Here is an 18245-nt window from a genome sequence, read left to right as displayed (position 1 = left end):
TCTTCAACCCTTCGTGTCTTCGTGCCTTCGTGTGAGGCCCATAAGGAGGTCCCATGAACTACCAGCCACCCTACACCATCACTCCGGCGATTGTGAATCTGGTCGCCGCCATCCCGGTGGAAAGCCTGATCTTCGAACACCAGGCCCAGTATTACCAGGCATTGCAGGAGAGCACCAGACAGACCGATTCTGCGCCCTTCATCGCCTTCATGCTGCGGATGATCCTGGATACTGTGAATACCTCGACCCCGGAAGTGACGCAGGAAGTAACCCCGGAAGTCCGACTGCTCTCGGTTTTGGCCTCCGAGATGACCTGGCAACAGCTCAAAGAGGCGCTCGGGCTGAAAGATGATGAGCATTTCCGCAAGGCCTATCTGCTCCCGGCTCTGGATGCTGGACTGATTGAAATGACCATCCCCAACAAGCCGCGCAGCAGCAAACAGAAATACCGGCTGACCGGCAAGGCCGTCAGGTTATGGCCCAGCGCAGCGGTGGATGACTTGCGACAAACTCGCCGCATGGTTTATGGCAATCGGGTTATGGCATATCAATTCAATGGAGAGGTGATTAACGCCAGCCAGCAAGATCTGGTTTATTAAGTTCAAAGTTGCAGATATTTTTGGGGGCAATTTTGCTTTAAGGGTGAGGATGACCTGAACGGCTTTTTTAGGGAGGTGCGTGTTGAGTAAGTAACCACGTGCGATCGATCGCAAAGCGCAGTAATATGTGCTGACCCGTTCATTGTTTGAAAGGTAGATCGATATGGTTGCCAAGTTAAGATCCATCCATCATCTTCCTGTCAGTATATTGCCGCAACCGGATGAAACTACTTGCGGACCAACCTGTCTGCACGCTGTTTACAATTATTGGGGGAAGCGCGATTCGCTGGAAGATATCATTGCCCGCACGCCTAAGTTGGAAAGTGGAAGCGGCACATTTGACGTGTTTTTGGCGTGTGATGCGTTGCGCAATGGATTCCAGGCTACCATCTATACCTATAATCTGGTCGTGTTCGATCCCACTTGGTTCGTGGGGGGCATTGATATTGCCGAGCGATTGCGGCGGCAACGTGCCGTAAAATCGGACCGTAGATTACATTATGTCACTGAGGGTTATTTGGAGTTTCTGAGTTTGGGAGGGAAGCTCCGCATGTCCGATCTATCCCATGCGCTGATTCACGGATTGCTGCGCCGTGGTTTGCCGATTTTGACGGGGCTGAGCTCGACTTTTTTATATCGCGCGGCGCGCGAGCATGGGCCGAATGATGTGCCAGATGATATTCTCGGTTTTCCGGCTGGCCATTTCGTTGTGATCACAGGGTATAACCGTACCAAGCGCACCTTGTTGGTCGCTGATCCCTACGGACGGCCGACTCAGGAATATTGGTGCAATATCGACCGAGTGATCAGCGCAATTCTGTTGGGGATTGTAACCTACGATTCCAATCTACTGGTCATCCATTCATCGCAGCATGCGCATGCTGCACAAGCTGAGTTGCCATGAGCATTCTGATCGTCGTTAGTAATCCCCGTGATTGGCCATTGGCTATGCCAGATGTGATGGTGATTTCAGCTAAAGCCTATCTGACCGATCCCGCATTTGGCAGCCAACTGAGAGCGCGTGTTTTTAATCTCTGTAAATCCTATCGCTACCAGAGTCTGGGGTATTACGTTTCACTCCTGGCCGAAGCGCGCGGACATAAACCCTTTCCCCGTGTAAATGCTATCGAGGATTTGCATTCTCCCGGCTTGGTGAGATTGCTGACCGAGCAACTGGATGAACGGGTGCAGAAATCGCTCGTTGCGCTCAAATCCGATCATTTTGAACTCAGTATCTATTTTGGCCGCAATATGGCTAAGCATTACGATCAGCTGAGCCGTCAGCTGTTCAATTTACTGCAAGCACCTTTGTTACGCGCCTATTTCGATCGACATGGCGGACAGTGGCGCATTCGTAGCATCAAAACGATTGCTGCGAGTGAGATCCCGCCGCAGCATCAGGATTTTGTCGTACAGGCGGCCATCGATTATTTTTCTGGGCGCAAGCCGTGGGTACCTAAACAGATAGCGCCGCGTTACGATTTAGCGATCCTGCATGATCCCAATGATCCTGAACCGCCTTCCAACGTCAAGGCGATGAAGTATTTCGAGAAAGCGGCGGAAAACCTGGGGATGCACGTCGAATTCATTACGCGTGCGGATATGGGGCGATTGCCGGAATTCGATGCGTTGTTCATTCGTGATACTACTTACGTCAATCATTACACCTACCGCTTTTCCCGGCAGGCAAGCGCTGAGGGTTTGGTCGTAATCGATGATCCGAATTCCATTCTAAAATGTAACAACAAGGTTTACTTGGCCGAGCTCATGACCCGGCATCGTATTCCTGTGCCGCGAACCCTGCTGGTGCATCGGGACAATGTCGAGCAGGTCATTCCTGCGCTGACGCTGCCTTGCGTGCTTAAACAACCGGATAGTTCATTTTCACTGGGGGTTGCCAAGGTCACGACTGAAACGGAATTACGGCACAAAGTAAACGAGTTGCTGGAAAAATCCGAACTGATTGTGGCTCAGGAATATTTGCCGACCGAGTTTGATTGGCGGGTAGGCATACTCGATCGTCGACCGCTATTCGTCTGTAAATACTTCATGGCGCCGGGGCATTGGCAGATTGTCAAGCATGGTGAACAAAAACACGACTACGTCGAAGGGCTGACACAAGCGGTATCTTTGGTAGAAGCGCCGGTTAAGGTCGTGAAGATGGCGCTCAAGGCGGCCAATCTGATCGGTGATGGACTGTATGGCGTGGACATCAAGCAGGCTGGCAAGCGCTGCTATGTTATCGAGATCAACGATAATCCCAACGTCGATGCGGGCAATGAGGACGGTATTCTCAAGGAAGATTTATATCAGCAAATCATGACGGTATTTTTGCATCGGTTGGATAGGTGCAAGCAGGGTGTTCAATGGTGAGTGCTCAGTCGTTGCCCGCTTTTTCGGGTTATGGCATCGAATTGGAGTATATGATAGTCGATCGCGAGCGTCTTTCCGTTCTGCCTATCGCAGATCGATTGCTGCATCGGCTTGCGGGCAGAGACGTTGCTGAAGTCCAGAGGCGTCGTGCTACTTGGTCCAATGAGATTGTCCTACATCAAATCGAACTCAAGAACACCGAGCCAGAACCCGCCATTGAATTGCTTTCAACGCTGTTTCAGCGGGAAATTCGATATATCAATGAGCAACTCGCTTGCTGCGGCGCAAGGTTGATGCCGTCAGCCATGCACCCCTGGATGAATCCGTGGCTGGAAACAAAGCTATGGCCGCATGACAACGCGGAAATCTACCGCACCTATGATCGTATCTTTGACTGTAAGCGCCATGGTTGGTCTAACTTACAGAGTATGCATCTGAACCTGCCCTTCATCGATGACGCCGAATTTGCGGGCTTGCATGCCGCCATTCGGCTAGTACTGCCTATCCTGCCTGCGTTGGCAGCGAGCTCGCCGTTGGCAGAAGGGAAACCAACGGGTTTTCTGGATACGCGTATGAATAATTACCTGACACATCAAATCAGAATCCCTTCAACCATGGGAAAAGTTATCCCGGAGACGATAGCGAGTCGCGCTGCATACCAAACACATATTCTAATGCCGATGTATCATGAAATTGCGGTGCTGGATGCAGAAGGCATTTTGCAGCATGAATGGCTGAATGTGCGGGGCGCTGTTGCGCGCTTTGTCCGTAATGCAATCGAAATCCGTGTCATCGACGTGCAGGAATGCCCGCAGGCCGATCTGGCGATCGCCGCAGTGGTGCGCGATATCGTCCATGCCCTATATGACCAGCGAACGGCATCACGCGCGGATCAGCAGGCCATTGGCACCGATGCATTGGTCAAAATCTTGCAGGATTGCATACGCGATGCTGAGCAAGCCAGCATTACCGATAGCGTATATTTGCGCCTCATGGGGTTTCCCAAGCAGCATTGCGAAGCAAGGGAGTTGTGGGCACACCTCATGACTGCCCTGGCCAAACCAGAAACTCTTCAGCATTGGCACGATGCATTAGCCGTCATGCTTGAACGAGGACCGCTAGCGCGTCGTATCATGTGCGCATTGGGTAGTGAGACTAACCAGAAAAAAATGCAACGGGTTTATCATGCATTATGTGATTGTCTCCAAGAGGGGCAGTTGTTTCAAGGAGTAGGTTAAACGTTAAAGTTTGATGTCGAAACGATGTCGATCCACATCGTTTTGTAGCAATCGGATAGACTGTGAAACTGTTGCAAGCCATGCTGAGAATGGAAGGCGGAGAAAGTGGATACGTTAACATTGTGTTTCTGCTAGGAATATTGGACGATAAAAAGGATTGTTATGAAGTGTATCAATCATGTTCTTGAAATTGAAACATCCGCGGAACTTGAATTTTATGATCTTACCCCGAGGCTGCGAGCACTCATCTCCGCATCGGGCATTTGGCAGGGCTGGATGATTGTCAGTTCGTTGCATACCACCTGTGCGGTGATCGTGAATGAAAACGAGCCAAGATTGTTGGAGGATATCAAAGGTGTGTTGAGTCGTTTGGTGCCCAAGGACGCGGCTTATTTACACAACGATATCCTTGCTCGCAATATGCCCGATGAGCCCCTTAATGCCCACGCACATATTGCTTCTATCTTGTTGGGGGCTACGCAGACTTTATCAGTGTTTGAAGGCGCACCTACGCTAGGGGTATGGCAATCGGTGTTATTGGTAGAACTCGACGGTCCACGTCAGCGCAAGATTAACGTACAAATTGCGGGTTCGATTTGATATCGCAATTTGGGAGCGGGGATCAGCATCGTTTTCTGCTCACTAAAAAGGTGTGACCCCGTAATATAGGGGGTCACTGGGATTGGATTGTTACATCGTTTCGATGGAATGCATCTTTCAGAACGCCATGCATGTGAATGGATTTCTCGTTGTGATACCGAGTTCATGCCGCGCATGATCTTTTGCCTGTATCATCCCCGTGTTATCCGGATGGAATAAGGTCCTGTTCCAACAGGCGAGAAATGCCTTATGCGGACGAAATATTCGCCAGGTGAGATTTGGCGACGAATCCGTGCATTGAAAGAGGCGCCGCCATCGTCATTGCGGGCAATTTCGGGTAGCTGACTGTTTGGGCCGTGCAAGGTCATAAAGGTATCTGTGGTGCCGGTGGTTTGAATGGTATAGATTCCTCCTGTCGTGATGGTGAAGCGGTAGAGATCACTTTCATTGGCTGCAGCAATGGCCGCATTAATGCTTGCTCCATCGACGGCGAGTTCGGGAATAGGGTTAGGTGCGTTACCCTCAGCGCGGACAGCAACCGCATAATTGCCTGTTGCGCTTGGACTGAAAAGGCGGATACGCAGGTAATAGGTGCCTGCCGAGAGATTTCTGCCAATTTGCGAATTAAGGTTTTCCCCACCATCATCGTTTGATGTCACTTCGATATTCGGATCATTGGGGCCAAAAAGAGTCATGAACGTGTCAGATGATCCCGTGGTAAACAGGGTATAGGGACCAAACGATGGCACTTCAAAGCGGAAGACATCGACTTCTCCAGGTGCTCCGATATCAGCTTGCATCGGATTGGCACCGACGATGAGAAGCGGTATCTCAGGCTGAGGTTGAACGACGGCATCGTCATAAACAATTCCTAGTGCCGTGCTATCTAAAACATCGATTGGCCGGGGGCCGATCTGCCCTGAAGGTGTACTATCCATAGGGTCGGTCAGATTCTGACCAAAAGGTCCACCGCTGGCGGGAAGATAGCCTTGATTGGGGAAACGGAGCTGCCACTCGTGCCAGATCTTGTCAACCATACAGTGATGCATGAAAAACACTGGGTCATTGGGCGAGGTCATTGGCAACATCGAACCGCCGACCCAGACATGCCCGCGATTGTGCAGGTTGGGGCCGATCCAACCTTCCAGCTGATTGCGGAAGCTTGGATTGCTGTTCATGTTCCATGATGGCACATCATAAGGTGTCACAGCCATGACTTGGTTGATTTCAGCTTGAGTGGGCAAGGTCGGAAAACCATTCTGGCCAAAAGCCCGCATGAGCGGGCCGGCCGGCGATCCGCTTGAATTAACGACGGTCCACTGGCCAGCCCGGAAGGGTCCAGTCCGGACAACGCCACCGGCATCTCCATTTCCACCTAGTAGATCGTCATTCCACATGGCGGCATTGGCGCCGCCCGATGGCCAGTTCCAGTAGGGGATACCGAGATTGGGATTCCCGGAAACACGCTGAAGCTCCCGCTCGAGATCGAAGAGGAAACGGCGGTGCCAGGGCAGGAAAGCTGGGCATCGATGGATGGCGTTCATGATGGCGTTTGCATGCCTGAGCACGAATTGATCGTAGATCCCTTCTGCTTTTAAAGTCAGGATGGCGTCAACGAATTCCGCCCGTTCGGCAGCACTTAGCGTATTTGCATCTTTTCTGATGGCCATGAGAATGTTCTCCTTTTCTCAATTAATTTCGACTATTTCTTCGACTTGGAAAACTCGACGGTGTGTCGGGCGATCGCTCTTGCCATCTCCAACAATGAATCATATTGGGTGTAGGGCAGATATTTCGATGAAAACTTTTTTTTTGCAGTATCTTGTTCGTAATCGATGACTTTTCCATTGATGGTCAAGTCGATGTCGTCTTTGATTTCTATAGTGCAGCCTTCAAAGGTTTCTTGATGGTGTGACATATTTTAGGCTCCTTTTCTGTTGGATAAAAAACGATTGCTCAGCTGGGAAAGGGGATGCTTGTGAAATTATTCATTCACCTCCTTGCATTGGAGTGTTAAGGATACGAAGTTTTCTGGATGATACGAATGTCCGCGCAGTGCCGCGGATAGGTCAATCAGTTCACCATCTAGCCGATCCCGATTTAAGGTGACAATTCCAAGTGTTCTCGGAAAATCCGGTGCATCGCTCATGCCTATGGTCTTCGTCGTCAGGAGTTCTAGGCGTATTGCGCCATTCAAATAAGATACTTGGTATTTCCCGTATTTTGTGGCTTCATCTACCATAAAGCACGCGTGGTAATATCCCTTTAGTTCAAATGTACCTTCTTCCGAAATGACGAGTACGCCGGAATGTAGCGTGGGTAAACCGGTGCACTCACTCGTTCCAGCCGCTTGGATGTGGCAGGTCATCGTCTTAAACGGATAAGCTTCCGTCTGAGCTGTGCTTGTTTTAGCGAGCGCCGCGATGCTCATCAGAATCAATACAAAGGGTTTCATGGCGTTTATTCTTTGAGCGCATCATAAATGAGTGTGCACTGATGTAAACAAGCAGCGCAGAGAGTTGGAATGGGTCAATAAGAAAACAATGACGCATTTATCTCTGTCCATTCTTACTGTTGTTGGCATCATGCACACTCCTAATCTCGCTCACTATTCCTGCGAGTAAGCCGATTGATCGATACATCACTTGCAGTTTTTCAGATTGCAACTGCTACTTCACACACATTCCGGCACAATCAGCGTCACCCTTGGTAGGGTCGCAGTTATCCGAAGGATCATCCACACATTTCATGCCTTCAGGGCACGGAAAACCAGCAATGCCCCCACACATTTGTTTGGGCTTTTGATCAGAGTAAGCAGCGCTTCCTTTGGGTGGATAATCTATACGTTTTCCTTCGCCCGGCTTGGCGTGCTCTGTTGATCCCAACTTAACGGTATCTTGAATTTTTCGTGGTGGAACGGTTTCTACCGCTATAGATTCAACGTCGCTTTCGGTATGCCGAGCCGTATAAACGCTGACAACATCCAAGGGCACGGGGCTCTTTACAACCAAAAATCCCTCAAGAAAGGCAAAATCCACACAAACACCATCAATTGGACAAAAGTAGCTCGCAATATCAAAGCAATTGATTCCAACTGCGCCATCTGGCTGGAGTTCGGCACCTTTGAAAGGCGTCACATCAAAAGGACCGGGTTCAGAACCAAACTGTGTGGCAAGGGCTACTTTGGCAGCGATGGAGATTTTCTTGTTGGTCGGGTTGTGTATATTGACCGTTGTGCGGTAGATTCCCCTAGCCAATGCTCCATCCTGGTGTGGCAGTAATAATGAACACGTGATTTTTGCAGCATATTGATACTCTGTTTTAATCACTTCCGCGTATTTTTTTGTTTCTGCCTGAGCAGTTTGCTGGCTGTCGATGAAACCGGACCCGCTCGCTAATCCGAGCAGTATGAAGAAGAGTTTAAATAGCTTAAGTTGTTTCATAATCGTCACCTCACTCAGTTTTATGCCCATAATGGGAGCCATGCTCATAATTCACTTCGCACCCACTGAGGCTCATGTAGGTTACCTCGATCTTTGCAACCTGAAAGATGAGGCAGCCCCCGCTATTTGCAATGCAAAATCCTTGTACTGCGTGGTTCTGAATAAACAATAATCATGCTAACCAAACCCTCGGCCATCCAAGGATAATGATGCGAGAAGTCATTTCAATTGACTTAAGCATCTTTGCCGTGCCTACTCAGCTATACAAATTCCCGGACAATCTGCGTTTCCTTGATCAGGATTACATTCATCCGAAGGATCATCCACACATTTCATGCCTTCGGGGCACGGGAAACCAGCAATGCCCCCACAGGCTTGAGGTTCTGCCGGAGCGCATTCCCCCAAGTGATCGATGGAAGCGCCCGCTGCTGCGGCTACACAGGCATTACTATAGGTTTTGCCATCGCAGCCACAGACCGGTTTATATTCTTTCGTACAGATCGTAGGCTTTATCTTGCAGATGCCTTGCGCATCAGCAACCTTGCATTGTCCTATTCCAAAATCGCAGTACTGCTCTTCTGGGCAAGTCAATCCTTGGATGGTCCCGCAGACAACTTCGGGCGTTTCAGGAGGTGTTGGGGGTATATTTTCTTTACAACCAACCAACATAGAGGAAATAGAAAAAGCTACCAACAAAGGGATCAGCGCGTTCATGGTCAACCTCCTTTTGCAAGACAGGTTATCGATTTGCCAGAGGGGTAATCTAGCAATCGTTAAAATCGCTTAAATTGAGATGGGATCTAATGTTCAACCCTAAGCATCAGGGTGTCTGATTTGCTCTCATGATTTAGCACGATCAGATATGCTGATCATATACCGATTGAAATAAATTTCAATTCAGGAAGCCAAAAATAATTACAACCAATCCGATAGAGCGTATCGGCAATGAATGTATCATTACCCAATGATTACCTGAACGCGCGAGTATCGAGCGTCGCACGGATAGCTGGGCTATAGGGTAAACCCGCCAGGGAGCGTCAGTGTGCGGCTTTATTGGCTAGCAAGCGAAGCGCATGAAATTTGTTTGGAAAATGACGTTTCAGTTAGAATCGGCGAAAGATCAAACGGGAGCATTGGTCATTAATGACTCTATTCTTCATCAGTTGTGAGCATGGCGGTAATCGTATTCCGCAGCGATATCGATCTTTCTTTAATGGTTACGAGTTTCTCCTGCATAGCCATCGAGGCTATGACCGTGGAGCGCTGCGTATGGCGAAAGAAATGGCGCTGGCTTTAAAGGCACCTTTGTTTGTTGCAACGACAAGCCGTTTGTTGATTGACCTTAACCGTTCGATTGGGCATCCACGATTGTTCTCTGAGGCGACCAAGCATTTATCAAAAGCGATTAAGCAAGAAATCCTGGCACGTTACTACTTACCTTATCGTAAGCAAGTTGAAGCAACGATCACTGAGACCATTCGCGCAGGAAACCGTGTTATTCATATCGCTTCGCACAGCTTTACACCGGTGCTCGATGGGGCGGTGCGTTATGCCGATATCGGTTTGCTTTATGATCCGGTGAGAGCGGGTGAACGGATATTTTGCCATGCCTGGCAATCGCGCCTCAAAGCAGCAGCGTCTGATTTGATCGTCCGGCGCAATTATCCTTATGCAGGAAAGGCGGATAGCTTGACAGTCTACCTGAGACGTCGGTTCCCAGCCGAGGCGTACTGGGGAATTGAACTTGAAATCAATCAGAAGTTTGCGCTTAAAGGCGGATCGCGCTGGCAGGCACTGCGACGTCTCATAATAGATGTGCTCCATGAAATGATTGGAGAAAGTAATCAACGCATGCATCAAAATTCGCTTCCCGATGGGTTATCATGAAATAAGCAGGAACATTTGTTTCGCATCCTCACTCGAACAGCGATTGATAATAAGCGCGCGAGTTGCAATCAGGTGAGTAATTGACGCTGACGATGGTTAAGCATGGAGGCATAATTGATTTGATATGATTTTGTTTGCAATATATCGGGCGTTTAATGATTTAAGTTGTGCCCCATTTTGTCAAATGAATAGCGCCATGAGCTTTTCGGTGCTCATGATGCCATGTTCATCCCTACAATTTTCTTTGTAATTCAATTGACCCTTTCTTCTACCCGTTTTCAGACTAGTAAGCGGGAACGTGCCTATCTGGAGTGTTGGTAAGTATTCATGGTTTCGATACGCAGCAAATTACTTCCCCCGGCTGAAGGTTGCACCGACACCGAACGCTGGTTAAATGATCTGGCTACGCAGTTTAACGTGGATGAGAACAAACTGCTGCGTGAAGCTTGTATGGTGGCGGCACCGCTCTATAACGGTCAGCATACATTGACCAACACGCCATTATTCCAGCATGCGATGGGTGCGGCGTCGATTCTCGTCGGCATGCGCATGGATGCCGAGACCGTCATTGCGACCTTGCTGCATGCAGTTCCCGAGTATCTGGTCGATTGGTATGGGCAACTACAAAGCCAGTTTGGTACCAATATCGCTAATTTGGTGGAAGGTATCTCTCGCATGGAGCAGATTCGCCAGTTCAGCGAAATTGAGCAGCTGCACTTTTTAGATTACGCGGGGGATCAGGCTCAACAAATCGAGGGACTTCGCCAAATGCTGTTGGCTATGGTGCAAGATATCCGCGTAGTGCTTATTAAGCTGGCAGAGCGCACACAAACGCTACGCCATCTGGCGGGCGCCAGCCATGAACATCAACAGCGAATTGCGCGCGAGACACGCGGTATTTTTGCGCCACTTGCCAATCGGTTAGGTGTATGGCAGATCAAGTGGGAGTTGGAAGATCTTGCGATGCGCTACTTGGAGCCTCAACTCTACAAGGAAATTGCCCGTCTGCTCGATGAACGTCGCGTCGATCGTGAGCAGTACATCGATGAAGTGTTGCTGCAGCTCAGACAGGAGTTGCAACAGGCTGATATCAAAGGGGAGATCAGCGGCCGTCCAAAGCATATTTATAGCATTATCAACAAGATGCGGCGGAAACATCTGGAATTCAGCGAAATCTATGACATACGTGCCGTGCGTATTCTGGTGGAGGATATCAAGGATTGCTATGCAGCGCTGGGTTTAGTGCACCACCTGTGGCAACCGATTCCTGGTGAGTTTGATGACTACATTGCTCGCCCCAAGAGTAACGGTTACCGTTCGCTGCATACGGCTGTGATCGGCCCGCGTGGCCTAGCACTTGAAGTGCAGATCCGCACGCACGAGATGCATCACAACTCTGAGCTCGGTGTTGCGGCACATTGGCGCTACAAAGAAGGTGTCAAGTCAGATAGTAAATTCGATGAGAAAGTCGCTTGGTTACGCCAAATTCTCGCATGGAAGGATGAAATCAGCGACGGTGGCAATTTGCTTGAGCAGTTCAAAAGCGAGCTGTTTCAAGACAAAGTATTCGTCCTGACGCCGCAAGGTAAAGTAATTGACCTGCCCAAGGGTTCGACGCCCATAGATTTTGCTTATGCTTTGCATACCGATCTCGGCCACCGTATCCGGGGTGCCAAAGTTAACGGGGGTATCGTGCCGCTCAACACCCGATTGCAGAATGGTCAGCGTGTGGAAATCCTTACATCTAAAATGGGGGCACCCAGCCGTGACTGGCTCAACCCGGCGCTCGGTTATTTGCAGAGCCCGCGCGCACGGGCCAAAGTGCGTCATTGGTTCAAGTATCAGAATTTCGAGGAGAATGTGGCAATTGGCCGTGCCAAACTGGACCGGGAGCTTCATCGAGCTGGTGTCGTCAGCCTCAATCAGGAGAAGCTTGCTCAGAAGCTGCACTTCAACCGTCTGGAGGACCTGCTTGCCGCCATCGGCCGGGGTGATGTCAGCGAACACCAAATTGCACTTGCCATTCAGGATGCGGTCCCCCCCAGAGTTCCAGAAGCGGTTCCAGTATTGACTACCAGGCGTATGCACAAGCCTAAGGTGTCATCTGGCATCGTGGTCGAAGGTGTCAGCAATCTGCTCACTACTTTGGCTCGGTGTTGCCGGCCGGTACCACCGGATGGCATCGTCGGCTATGTGACACGTGAACGGGGCATGACTATCCACCGGCAGAATTGTACTTTCGTGACCCGCTTGCCGGAAGAGCGACGTGGCCGCTTACTACAGGCAACCTGGGGGGGTGATGAAAATCTTGTCGCCAGCGTCGATATCGAGGTGGAAGCTTATGATCGTCAAGGACTGTTGCGGGATGTGAGTGACCTATTCGTGCGTGAAAAGGTCAATGCCACCAAAGCTAATATGCTGAGCCGCGGTAACCGTGCATTAATGCAGTTTTCACTTGAGATTGTTGATTTGGATCAACTGCAGCGCTTGCTCGTGCAGATCGGGCGCGTACCCGATGTCATTGCCGCAAGGAGAAGAGAGTAGAGGCTGCTCTAATCAATGAATGGGTTGCTCTGTTGACAGGTTTTCGAATATCGTTAGCAGAACATACGATTTGATTTGGTATGATTGTGGGCATGGATGTACTTTCCCATGATGGATCTCGCGGGTAAAACGCATTTGTTCCGCTGGAGCGGGTTAATGAAAATGGTTGCCATACCTGTTTAACTTACCACGAGCGTGTTTGAGGGTCCTGCTTACTTTTCGTATAGTAAGTAAATGGATATAACTAACTGAATAACAATACAAATAATGTCAGATAAGCAGCGCGTGCAGCATTTACTAGATTTTATCGATGAAAGTCCCAGCCCATGGCATGCCGTTGCTTCGATCGAAACTATTATCAAGACCTTTGGGTTTGCCCGGCTTGAAGAGGCGGCCAGATGGACGTTGCAGGCGGGGGGGCGATACTACGTTGTACGTGATGATTCATCGATCGTGTTGTTCGTAGTGGGTGCCAAAGCACCTGCTGAGTCGGGTTTCAAGATTGTCGGCGCACACACGGATTCGCCGGGATTTCGAATCAGGCCAAATGGCGTGACCGTCAGCGATAATCTTGTCCGGCTCGGTGTGGAGATTTATGGTGGGCCAATCCTCGCGACCTTTACCGACAGAGATCTCAGCCTGGCTGGACGGGTCAGCTATCTTGATCGTCAAGGACAGCTTGCTCATCAAACAGTGCGTTTCGATCAGTCGCTGCTGCGTTTGCCAAATTTAGCGATTCATATGAATCGAGGGGTCAATGAAGACGGCCTGAAGCTGCATAAGCAAAATGAATTGCCGTTGCTGCTTGCACAGCTGACTAATGATCAGCTACCACACGCTTATTTTATGGCGCTGCTGGAGCAAGCGACAGGGATTGCGGCTTCAGCTATCCTTTCCTGGGATCTGGCGGTCTACGATATCCAAAAAGGGGTATTCTGGGGTGCGAATCAAGAATTCTATGCTGACAGCCAGATCGATAACCTGGCTTCCTGCCATGCCGGATTTCAAGCTTTGCTTGATGATGCAGTGTTGAACCATGCCGAGAGTACATTAGTTTGTGCATTTTTTGATCACGAAGAAATTGGCAGCGTAAGTCATGTTGGCGCAGCGGGTAGTTTTTTAGCCGATGTGCTGCAGCGGATCAATATCGCAATTTCATCGGATCGGGAAGATGCCGTGCGAGCGCATGCCCATAGCTTTTTAATCAGCGCTGATATGGCGCATGCCTATCACCCTAATTTCCCCTTGGCTTATGACGCGGATCATAAGGTATTCGTCAACAAAGGCCCGGTGATCAAAACCAATGCCGGCCGCCGTTATAGTTCTGAAAGTATATCGGCTGCACACTTTATTCAATGGTGCGACCAGGCGGGCGTGCCCTATCAACGCTACTCACACCGCTCAGATTTACCCTGCGGCAGCACGATCGGCCCCATTGCTTCTGCTAAGCTCGGTATACGCAGCGTCGATGTCGGTTGTCCGATGTGGGCGATGCACAGCGTTCGCGAAAGTGCTGGTGTGCAAGATCACGCGTATATGATCAGGGTATTGAAGCAGTTTTTTCTCAACTAGAATCATTAACAAACGGCAGGCAGTACTGCTCGTTGAGCCGGCGCGTTGGCGGAGATAGGGCTGTTATCCAATGTTGCGTTGGTTCGGGTAATGCTGATTTACGCGGCTCGGATACTGCTCACTAGCTGTTTTTGTAGGGCGACTGGAAAACACATTGTTTAGAGATGAAATCTTTATCTGTTAAATTTTAATCATCCACTTAAAAGTAGGCTGTTCTATTGAGATTTTCTAACAGCATTGTTTGGTTGGCAGCGTAGCATTTCGGAGCGACATTATTTTTTTATCTAATTTTTTCCAAAAAATGACAATAATTTCCCCTTTAGAGCCACAACGGTTGTATCAATCCTGTAACCCTGAACAGTTCACTTTTCAGACGACGGCAGAACTTACAGATCTGGATGAGATTATTGGCCAGGCACGCGCCATGGATGCGGTACGTTTTGGTTCCGGTATTCGTCATGAAGGCTACAATTTATTCGTGCTTGGTTCACCTGGCATGGGTAAGCACAGTCTGGTGCGACAGTTCCTTGAAGAGAAAGCGAGTAAGGAGCCGGAATCAGCAGATTGGTGTTACATCAATAATTTTACTCAACCGCATAAACCAAAGATGCTCAGGCTTCCCGCCGGCAAAGGCGAGGAACTGCGGACGCAGATGGAACGCGTGGTTGATTATTTGCGCAGTGCTATTCCTGCACTGTTTGAGAGTGAGGAATATCGAGACAGAGTAAACGCAATTCAACAAGAGTATAACGAGTTGCAGGAGCGCGACATTAGGCAATTGGGTGAGGAAGCCGAGAAAAAGGAGATTGTTTTACTGCGAACGCCAGAGGGATTTGCACTGGCACCGAGTCGTAACCGTGAAGTGATTCCGCCTGAAGAATACGACAAACTTCCTCAGTCGGAAAAGGAGCGAATAGAGGCTGCGATTACTGAATTACAAGCCCACTTGGAAAAAATGCTCAGCCACCTGCCGCAACGAAGGCGAGAACGAAGCGAGCGAATCAAGCAAGTCGGTCGCGATATCATGTTGTCGACGGTCGAACATCTGCTCAACGAGTTACGCGTCATTTATGCCAGCCTGCCGGATGTGCTCGATTATTTCGATGCGGTACAGCAGGATATGGTTGCGCACGTAGACGATTTCCGTAAACCCGATGAATCGGTAAACGTATCTGGTATGACAGTGGTTACTCATCAAACGTTTAGTAATTACCAGATTAATGTGTTGACTTCAAACCATAAAAAAACCGGTGCGCCCATTGTCAGTGAAGACAATCCAACTTATAGCAACCTGATTGGGCGGGTTGAGCATATTGCTCAATTAGGTGCGCTGGTCACGAATTTCATGTTGATCAAACCAGGCGCGTTACATCGGGCGAATGGTGGCTACTTGCTGCTCGATGTGCGGAAAGTGTTGCTACAACCTTTCGCCTGGGAGGGTTTAAAACGGGCGCTACAATCGAGCAAGATCCATATCGAATCACTTGGGCAGATTTATAGCCTTGTCAGCACCGTCTCACTTGAGCCTGAAGCAATCCCCCTCGATGTCAAAGTGGTGCTATTCGGTGATCGTCTATTTTATTACTTGTTGCAAGCGTATGATCCAGAATTCAGTGAGCTGTTCAAGGTAGCTGCCGATTTTGAAGAGACGATCGAACGCAATGCGGAATCTCATCTTCTCTATGCGCAGCTGATTTCTACCCTGTCGCGGAAGGAAGGATTGTTACCTTATGATCGATATGCTGTTGCCAGAGTTATTGAACATAGTGCACGCCTGGTAGGTGATTCGGAAAAGCTATCGATGCATATGCGGAGCATTGCTGATTTGTTGCGCGAGGCTGATTATTGGGCGCGTGAGGCGGGCCAGGATGTCGTGCGGGCCAATGATGTCCAGCAAGCGATCGATGCGCAGGTACGCCGGCAAGATCGGATCAGAGATCGGCTATACGAAGCGATCATGCGGGGTACATTGATGATTGATACCCAGGGCGGCGTGACGGGGCAAGTCAATGGCCTGTCGGTAATCGAGTTGGGTGGATTTGCATTTGCTCAACCGACCAGGATTACCGCCACGACTCGCTTTGGTAAGGGAGATTTGATTAATGTTGAGCGCGAGGTCAAGCTCTCGGGGGCGATTCATTCCAAGGGGGTTCTGATTCTGTCTGCTTTTCTGGCTGCACGTTATGCAAGGAATCAGCCACTTGCCTTGTCAGCTAGCCTTGCGTTTGAACAGACCTACGGTATGATCGAAGGGGATAGCGCATCATTGGCGGAGTTGTGTGCGTTACTTTCTAATTTGGCGATGGTGCCCATCAACCAGTCATTGGCGATTACGGGCTCAGTCAATCAGTTTGGTCAGGTACAGGCCATTGGTGCGGTGAACGAGAAGATCGAAGGTTTTTTCGATATCTGTGCGGCACGAGGAATGACGGGCACTCAGGGGGTATTGATTCCTGCGGCTAATGTACAACACCTGATGTTGCGCAAAAATGTGGTCGAAGCCGTAGCCGCCGGCAACTTCCGTATTTATGCTGTTGAGAATGTCGATCAGGCTATTGCGCTGCTGACCGGTTTACCCGCAGGAGAGGTAGACGCAAATGACCAATATCCGGAAGGTAGCGTTAATTATCTGGTGGCGACGCAATTGACAGAGCTCACAAAGATTAGCAAGTCATTGCAGCAGGGAGGAAAAAATTAGGGTGTGATGGTTCAAATATACCGACAAAGCCTAAAAATTGAGCTGTGGTTGAGATTGCGCAAGGCCGGTTTGCAATTTCAATTTAATTTTTGCGATGGAGATATGACGGGTTAGTTAATAGTCCGCTATTTTAGGTTAAAAATTACGGCAATCTATGAAGTGAGAGAGGGCGTAGTGGATTGGGAGCGAGCTACTAAAAAAATATGGCCGGGTTTAACCGGCCATAAGAGAGACAGCAAGTGAGATGCTATAGCCTGTTGCTACTAATCCTCAACAGGCACTAACAAACTCATTACTCAATAACATTCAGCGTGCCTGGCAAGTGGATATTTTTGGGGTGGAGTTGGCACCAAATGGTGAACGCACCTGCTTTGTCAGCAACAAAAGAGATGGTTTTGGTTTCTCCTGCTTTGATTACTTCTTGAATACCATACTCATCAATGGAAAAACCTTCGCTGATAGGTGATTTATTTTCGACGGTGATTTTAACTTTTGCACCTTTGTGGACTGCAATCGTTTCAGGTTCATTAAGAACATTAAAAGCACGAATGTTTTTTACGGTAACGCCTTCAATATTGAGTTCTGGAATGTTTGTGTCATAGGCATTGACAACAACTTTAAAAGCTTTTTCTTCAGCTTGTACATTACCTGCTACCAGTAATGCAAGAACGGCACTTGCACATAATGCTTTGGTTATTTTCATCATCGATTTTCCTCTACGTTAGTTGCTATTTTAGTGAAAAAGTACTCACCTTTTCAGATGGTACCTGGGAATTATTACAATTTGTCGTAAGATTTCTCGGTTTTCTGTTTTTTAACAGCCAGTCCTTGAAACCCAGACTTGTTATTAGTATTGATTGTAATATTTTATATGATTTTACTTTTTTGATTCCAGCCCGATACTTTAGATGGGAAGGCAGTAGATGTCAATAAAACTCATGATGCTACGCCTTGATTTTTATGACAAACGACATCGAGGATAATGAGCGGAATAATTTTCTACGCTTTGTGATATTTTGCTCAATTTCTAGGATTGGATACCGTTGTTCCTTGTATTAAATTTCACAATCGACATGGTTGATCGGAGTAAAGTAATATCGTGCTATGAATTCGGTCATCAGATAGAGAGGATAGAGGCGCCCTTTGATAAGTGTGTTGAGCGTTGTTGGAAATCAATATCAATAGAAGAAGGCGTTGGCTAAAACGCAAAATTGATCACTTGCAACTGAAGTGCTTTCCATGCGCTGATGATCACATAACGTTGCTTGTTCATTCTAGGAATCGGCTTCAA

At 48.8% G+C, this 18245-nt stretch carries 15 protein-coding genes; 9 read left to right on the top strand and 6 right to left on the bottom strand.

Annotated elements, in window-relative coordinates; genetic code table 11:
* Positions 1–53: 53 nt before the first annotated feature.
* From C8R30_RS15905 to C8R30_RS10195, 5 genes are all read left to right on the top strand, one after another.
* Entirely contained in the window at positions 54–599 is a 546-nt protein-coding gene (locus C8R30_RS15905) for a Fic family protein (RefSeq protein WP_181258731.1), read from the top strand.
* A 163-nt stretch (positions 600–762) separates the two neighbouring features.
* Positions 763–1503, top strand: a complete 741-nt coding sequence (locus C8R30_RS10210) for a cysteine peptidase family C39 domain-containing protein (protein WP_090670410.1) — start codon at positions 763–765, stop codon at positions 1501–1503.
* Positions 1500–2972: a RimK family protein gene (locus C8R30_RS10205; protein ID WP_107790066.1), complete on the top strand. Its 1473-nt coding sequence runs from the start codon at positions 1500–1502 to the stop codon at positions 2970–2972. Before C8R30_RS10210 ends, C8R30_RS10205 begins: the two co-directional genes overlap by 4 nt.
* The gene (locus C8R30_RS10200; protein WP_107790065.1) at positions 2966–4210 is read left to right on the top strand and encodes a carboxylate-amine ligase; all 1245 of its coding nucleotides are present in this window, start codon (positions 2966–2968) and stop codon (positions 4208–4210) included. The genes C8R30_RS10205 and C8R30_RS10200 overlap by 7 nt, the downstream gene beginning before the upstream one ends.
* 162 nt (positions 4211–4372) lie before the next feature.
* Positions 4373–4810 carry a secondary thiamine-phosphate synthase enzyme YjbQ gene (locus C8R30_RS10195; RefSeq protein ID WP_090670419.1) on the top strand — a complete coding sequence of 146 codons (438 nt, stop codon included), beginning with the start codon at positions 4373–4375 and terminating at the stop codon, positions 4808–4810.
* A gap of 191 nt (positions 4811–5001) precedes the next feature.
* On the opposite strand, the gene C8R30_RS10190 is transcribed toward C8R30_RS10195, so the two are convergent.
* The 5 genes from C8R30_RS10190 to C8R30_RS10170 all read right to left on the bottom strand — a co-directional run bounded on the left by C8R30_RS10190 (position 5002) and on the right by C8R30_RS10170 (position 8967).
* Positions 5002–6480, bottom strand: a complete 1479-nt coding sequence (locus C8R30_RS10190) for a tyrosinase family protein (RefSeq protein WP_107790064.1) — start codon at positions 6478–6480, stop codon at positions 5002–5004.
* Between the two features lie 32 nt (positions 6481–6512).
* On the bottom strand, positions 6513–6728 hold the full coding sequence (locus C8R30_RS10185) for a hypothetical protein (protein WP_107783486.1): 216 nt from the start codon (positions 6726–6728) through the stop codon (positions 6513–6515).
* A gap of 66 nt (positions 6729–6794) precedes the next feature.
* Positions 6795–7265: a hypothetical protein gene (locus C8R30_RS10180; RefSeq protein ID WP_107790063.1), complete on the bottom strand. Its 471-nt coding sequence runs from the start codon at positions 7263–7265 to the stop codon at positions 6795–6797.
* A gap of 214 nt (positions 7266–7479) precedes the next feature.
* Positions 7480–8253: a Kazal-type serine protease inhibitor domain protein gene (locus C8R30_RS10175; protein ID WP_107783505.1), complete on the bottom strand. Its 774-nt coding sequence runs from the start codon at positions 8251–8253 to the stop codon at positions 7480–7482.
* Positions 8254–8505: 252 nt separating this feature from the next.
* The gene (locus tag C8R30_RS10170; RefSeq protein WP_107790062.1) at positions 8506–8967 is read right to left on the bottom strand and encodes a Kazal-type serine protease inhibitor domain-containing protein; all 462 of its coding nucleotides are present in this window, start codon (positions 8965–8967) and stop codon (positions 8506–8508) included.
* A gap of 429 nt (positions 8968–9396) precedes the next feature.
* Here C8R30_RS10170 and C8R30_RS10165 point away from each other — a divergent pair, with 429 nt between their 5' ends.
* The 4 genes from C8R30_RS10165 (at position 9397) to C8R30_RS10150 (ending at position 16954) form a co-directional block, all read left to right on the top strand.
* Positions 9397–10140, top strand: coding sequence for an N-formylglutamate amidohydrolase (locus C8R30_RS10165; RefSeq protein WP_107790061.1), 744 nt, complete (start codon positions 9397–9399; stop codon positions 10138–10140).
* A 327-nt stretch (positions 10141–10467) separates the two neighbouring features.
* Positions 10468–12684 carry a RelA/SpoT family protein gene (locus C8R30_RS10160; protein WP_090670434.1) on the top strand — a complete coding sequence of 739 codons (2217 nt, stop codon included), beginning with the start codon at positions 10468–10470 and terminating at the stop codon, positions 12682–12684.
* Between the two features lie 267 nt (positions 12685–12951).
* Positions 12952–14256, top strand: a complete 1305-nt coding sequence (locus C8R30_RS10155) for a M18 family aminopeptidase (RefSeq protein WP_107790060.1) — start codon at positions 12952–12954, stop codon at positions 14254–14256.
* 301 nt (positions 14257–14557) lie between these two features.
* Positions 14558–16954: a Lon protease family protein gene (locus C8R30_RS10150; RefSeq protein ID WP_107783506.1), complete on the top strand. Its 2397-nt coding sequence runs from the start codon at positions 14558–14560 to the stop codon at positions 16952–16954.
* A 292-nt stretch (positions 16955–17246) separates the two neighbouring features.
* Here the strand turns inward: C8R30_RS10150 and C8R30_RS10145 are convergent, their stop codons facing one another.
* Positions 17247–17660: a nitrosocyanin gene (locus C8R30_RS10145; RefSeq protein WP_239654126.1), complete on the bottom strand. Its 414-nt coding sequence runs from the start codon at positions 17658–17660 to the stop codon at positions 17247–17249.
* Between the last annotated feature and the right edge of the window lie 585 nt (positions 17661–18245).

The sequence above is a fragment of the Nitrosomonas nitrosa genome, assembly GCF_003051105.1.
In the GTDB taxonomy this organism is placed as follows: domain Bacteria; phylum Pseudomonadota; class Gammaproteobacteria; order Burkholderiales; family Nitrosomonadaceae; genus Nitrosomonas; species Nitrosomonas nitrosa.
This window is presented reverse-complemented; position numbering and strand designations above follow the sequence as displayed.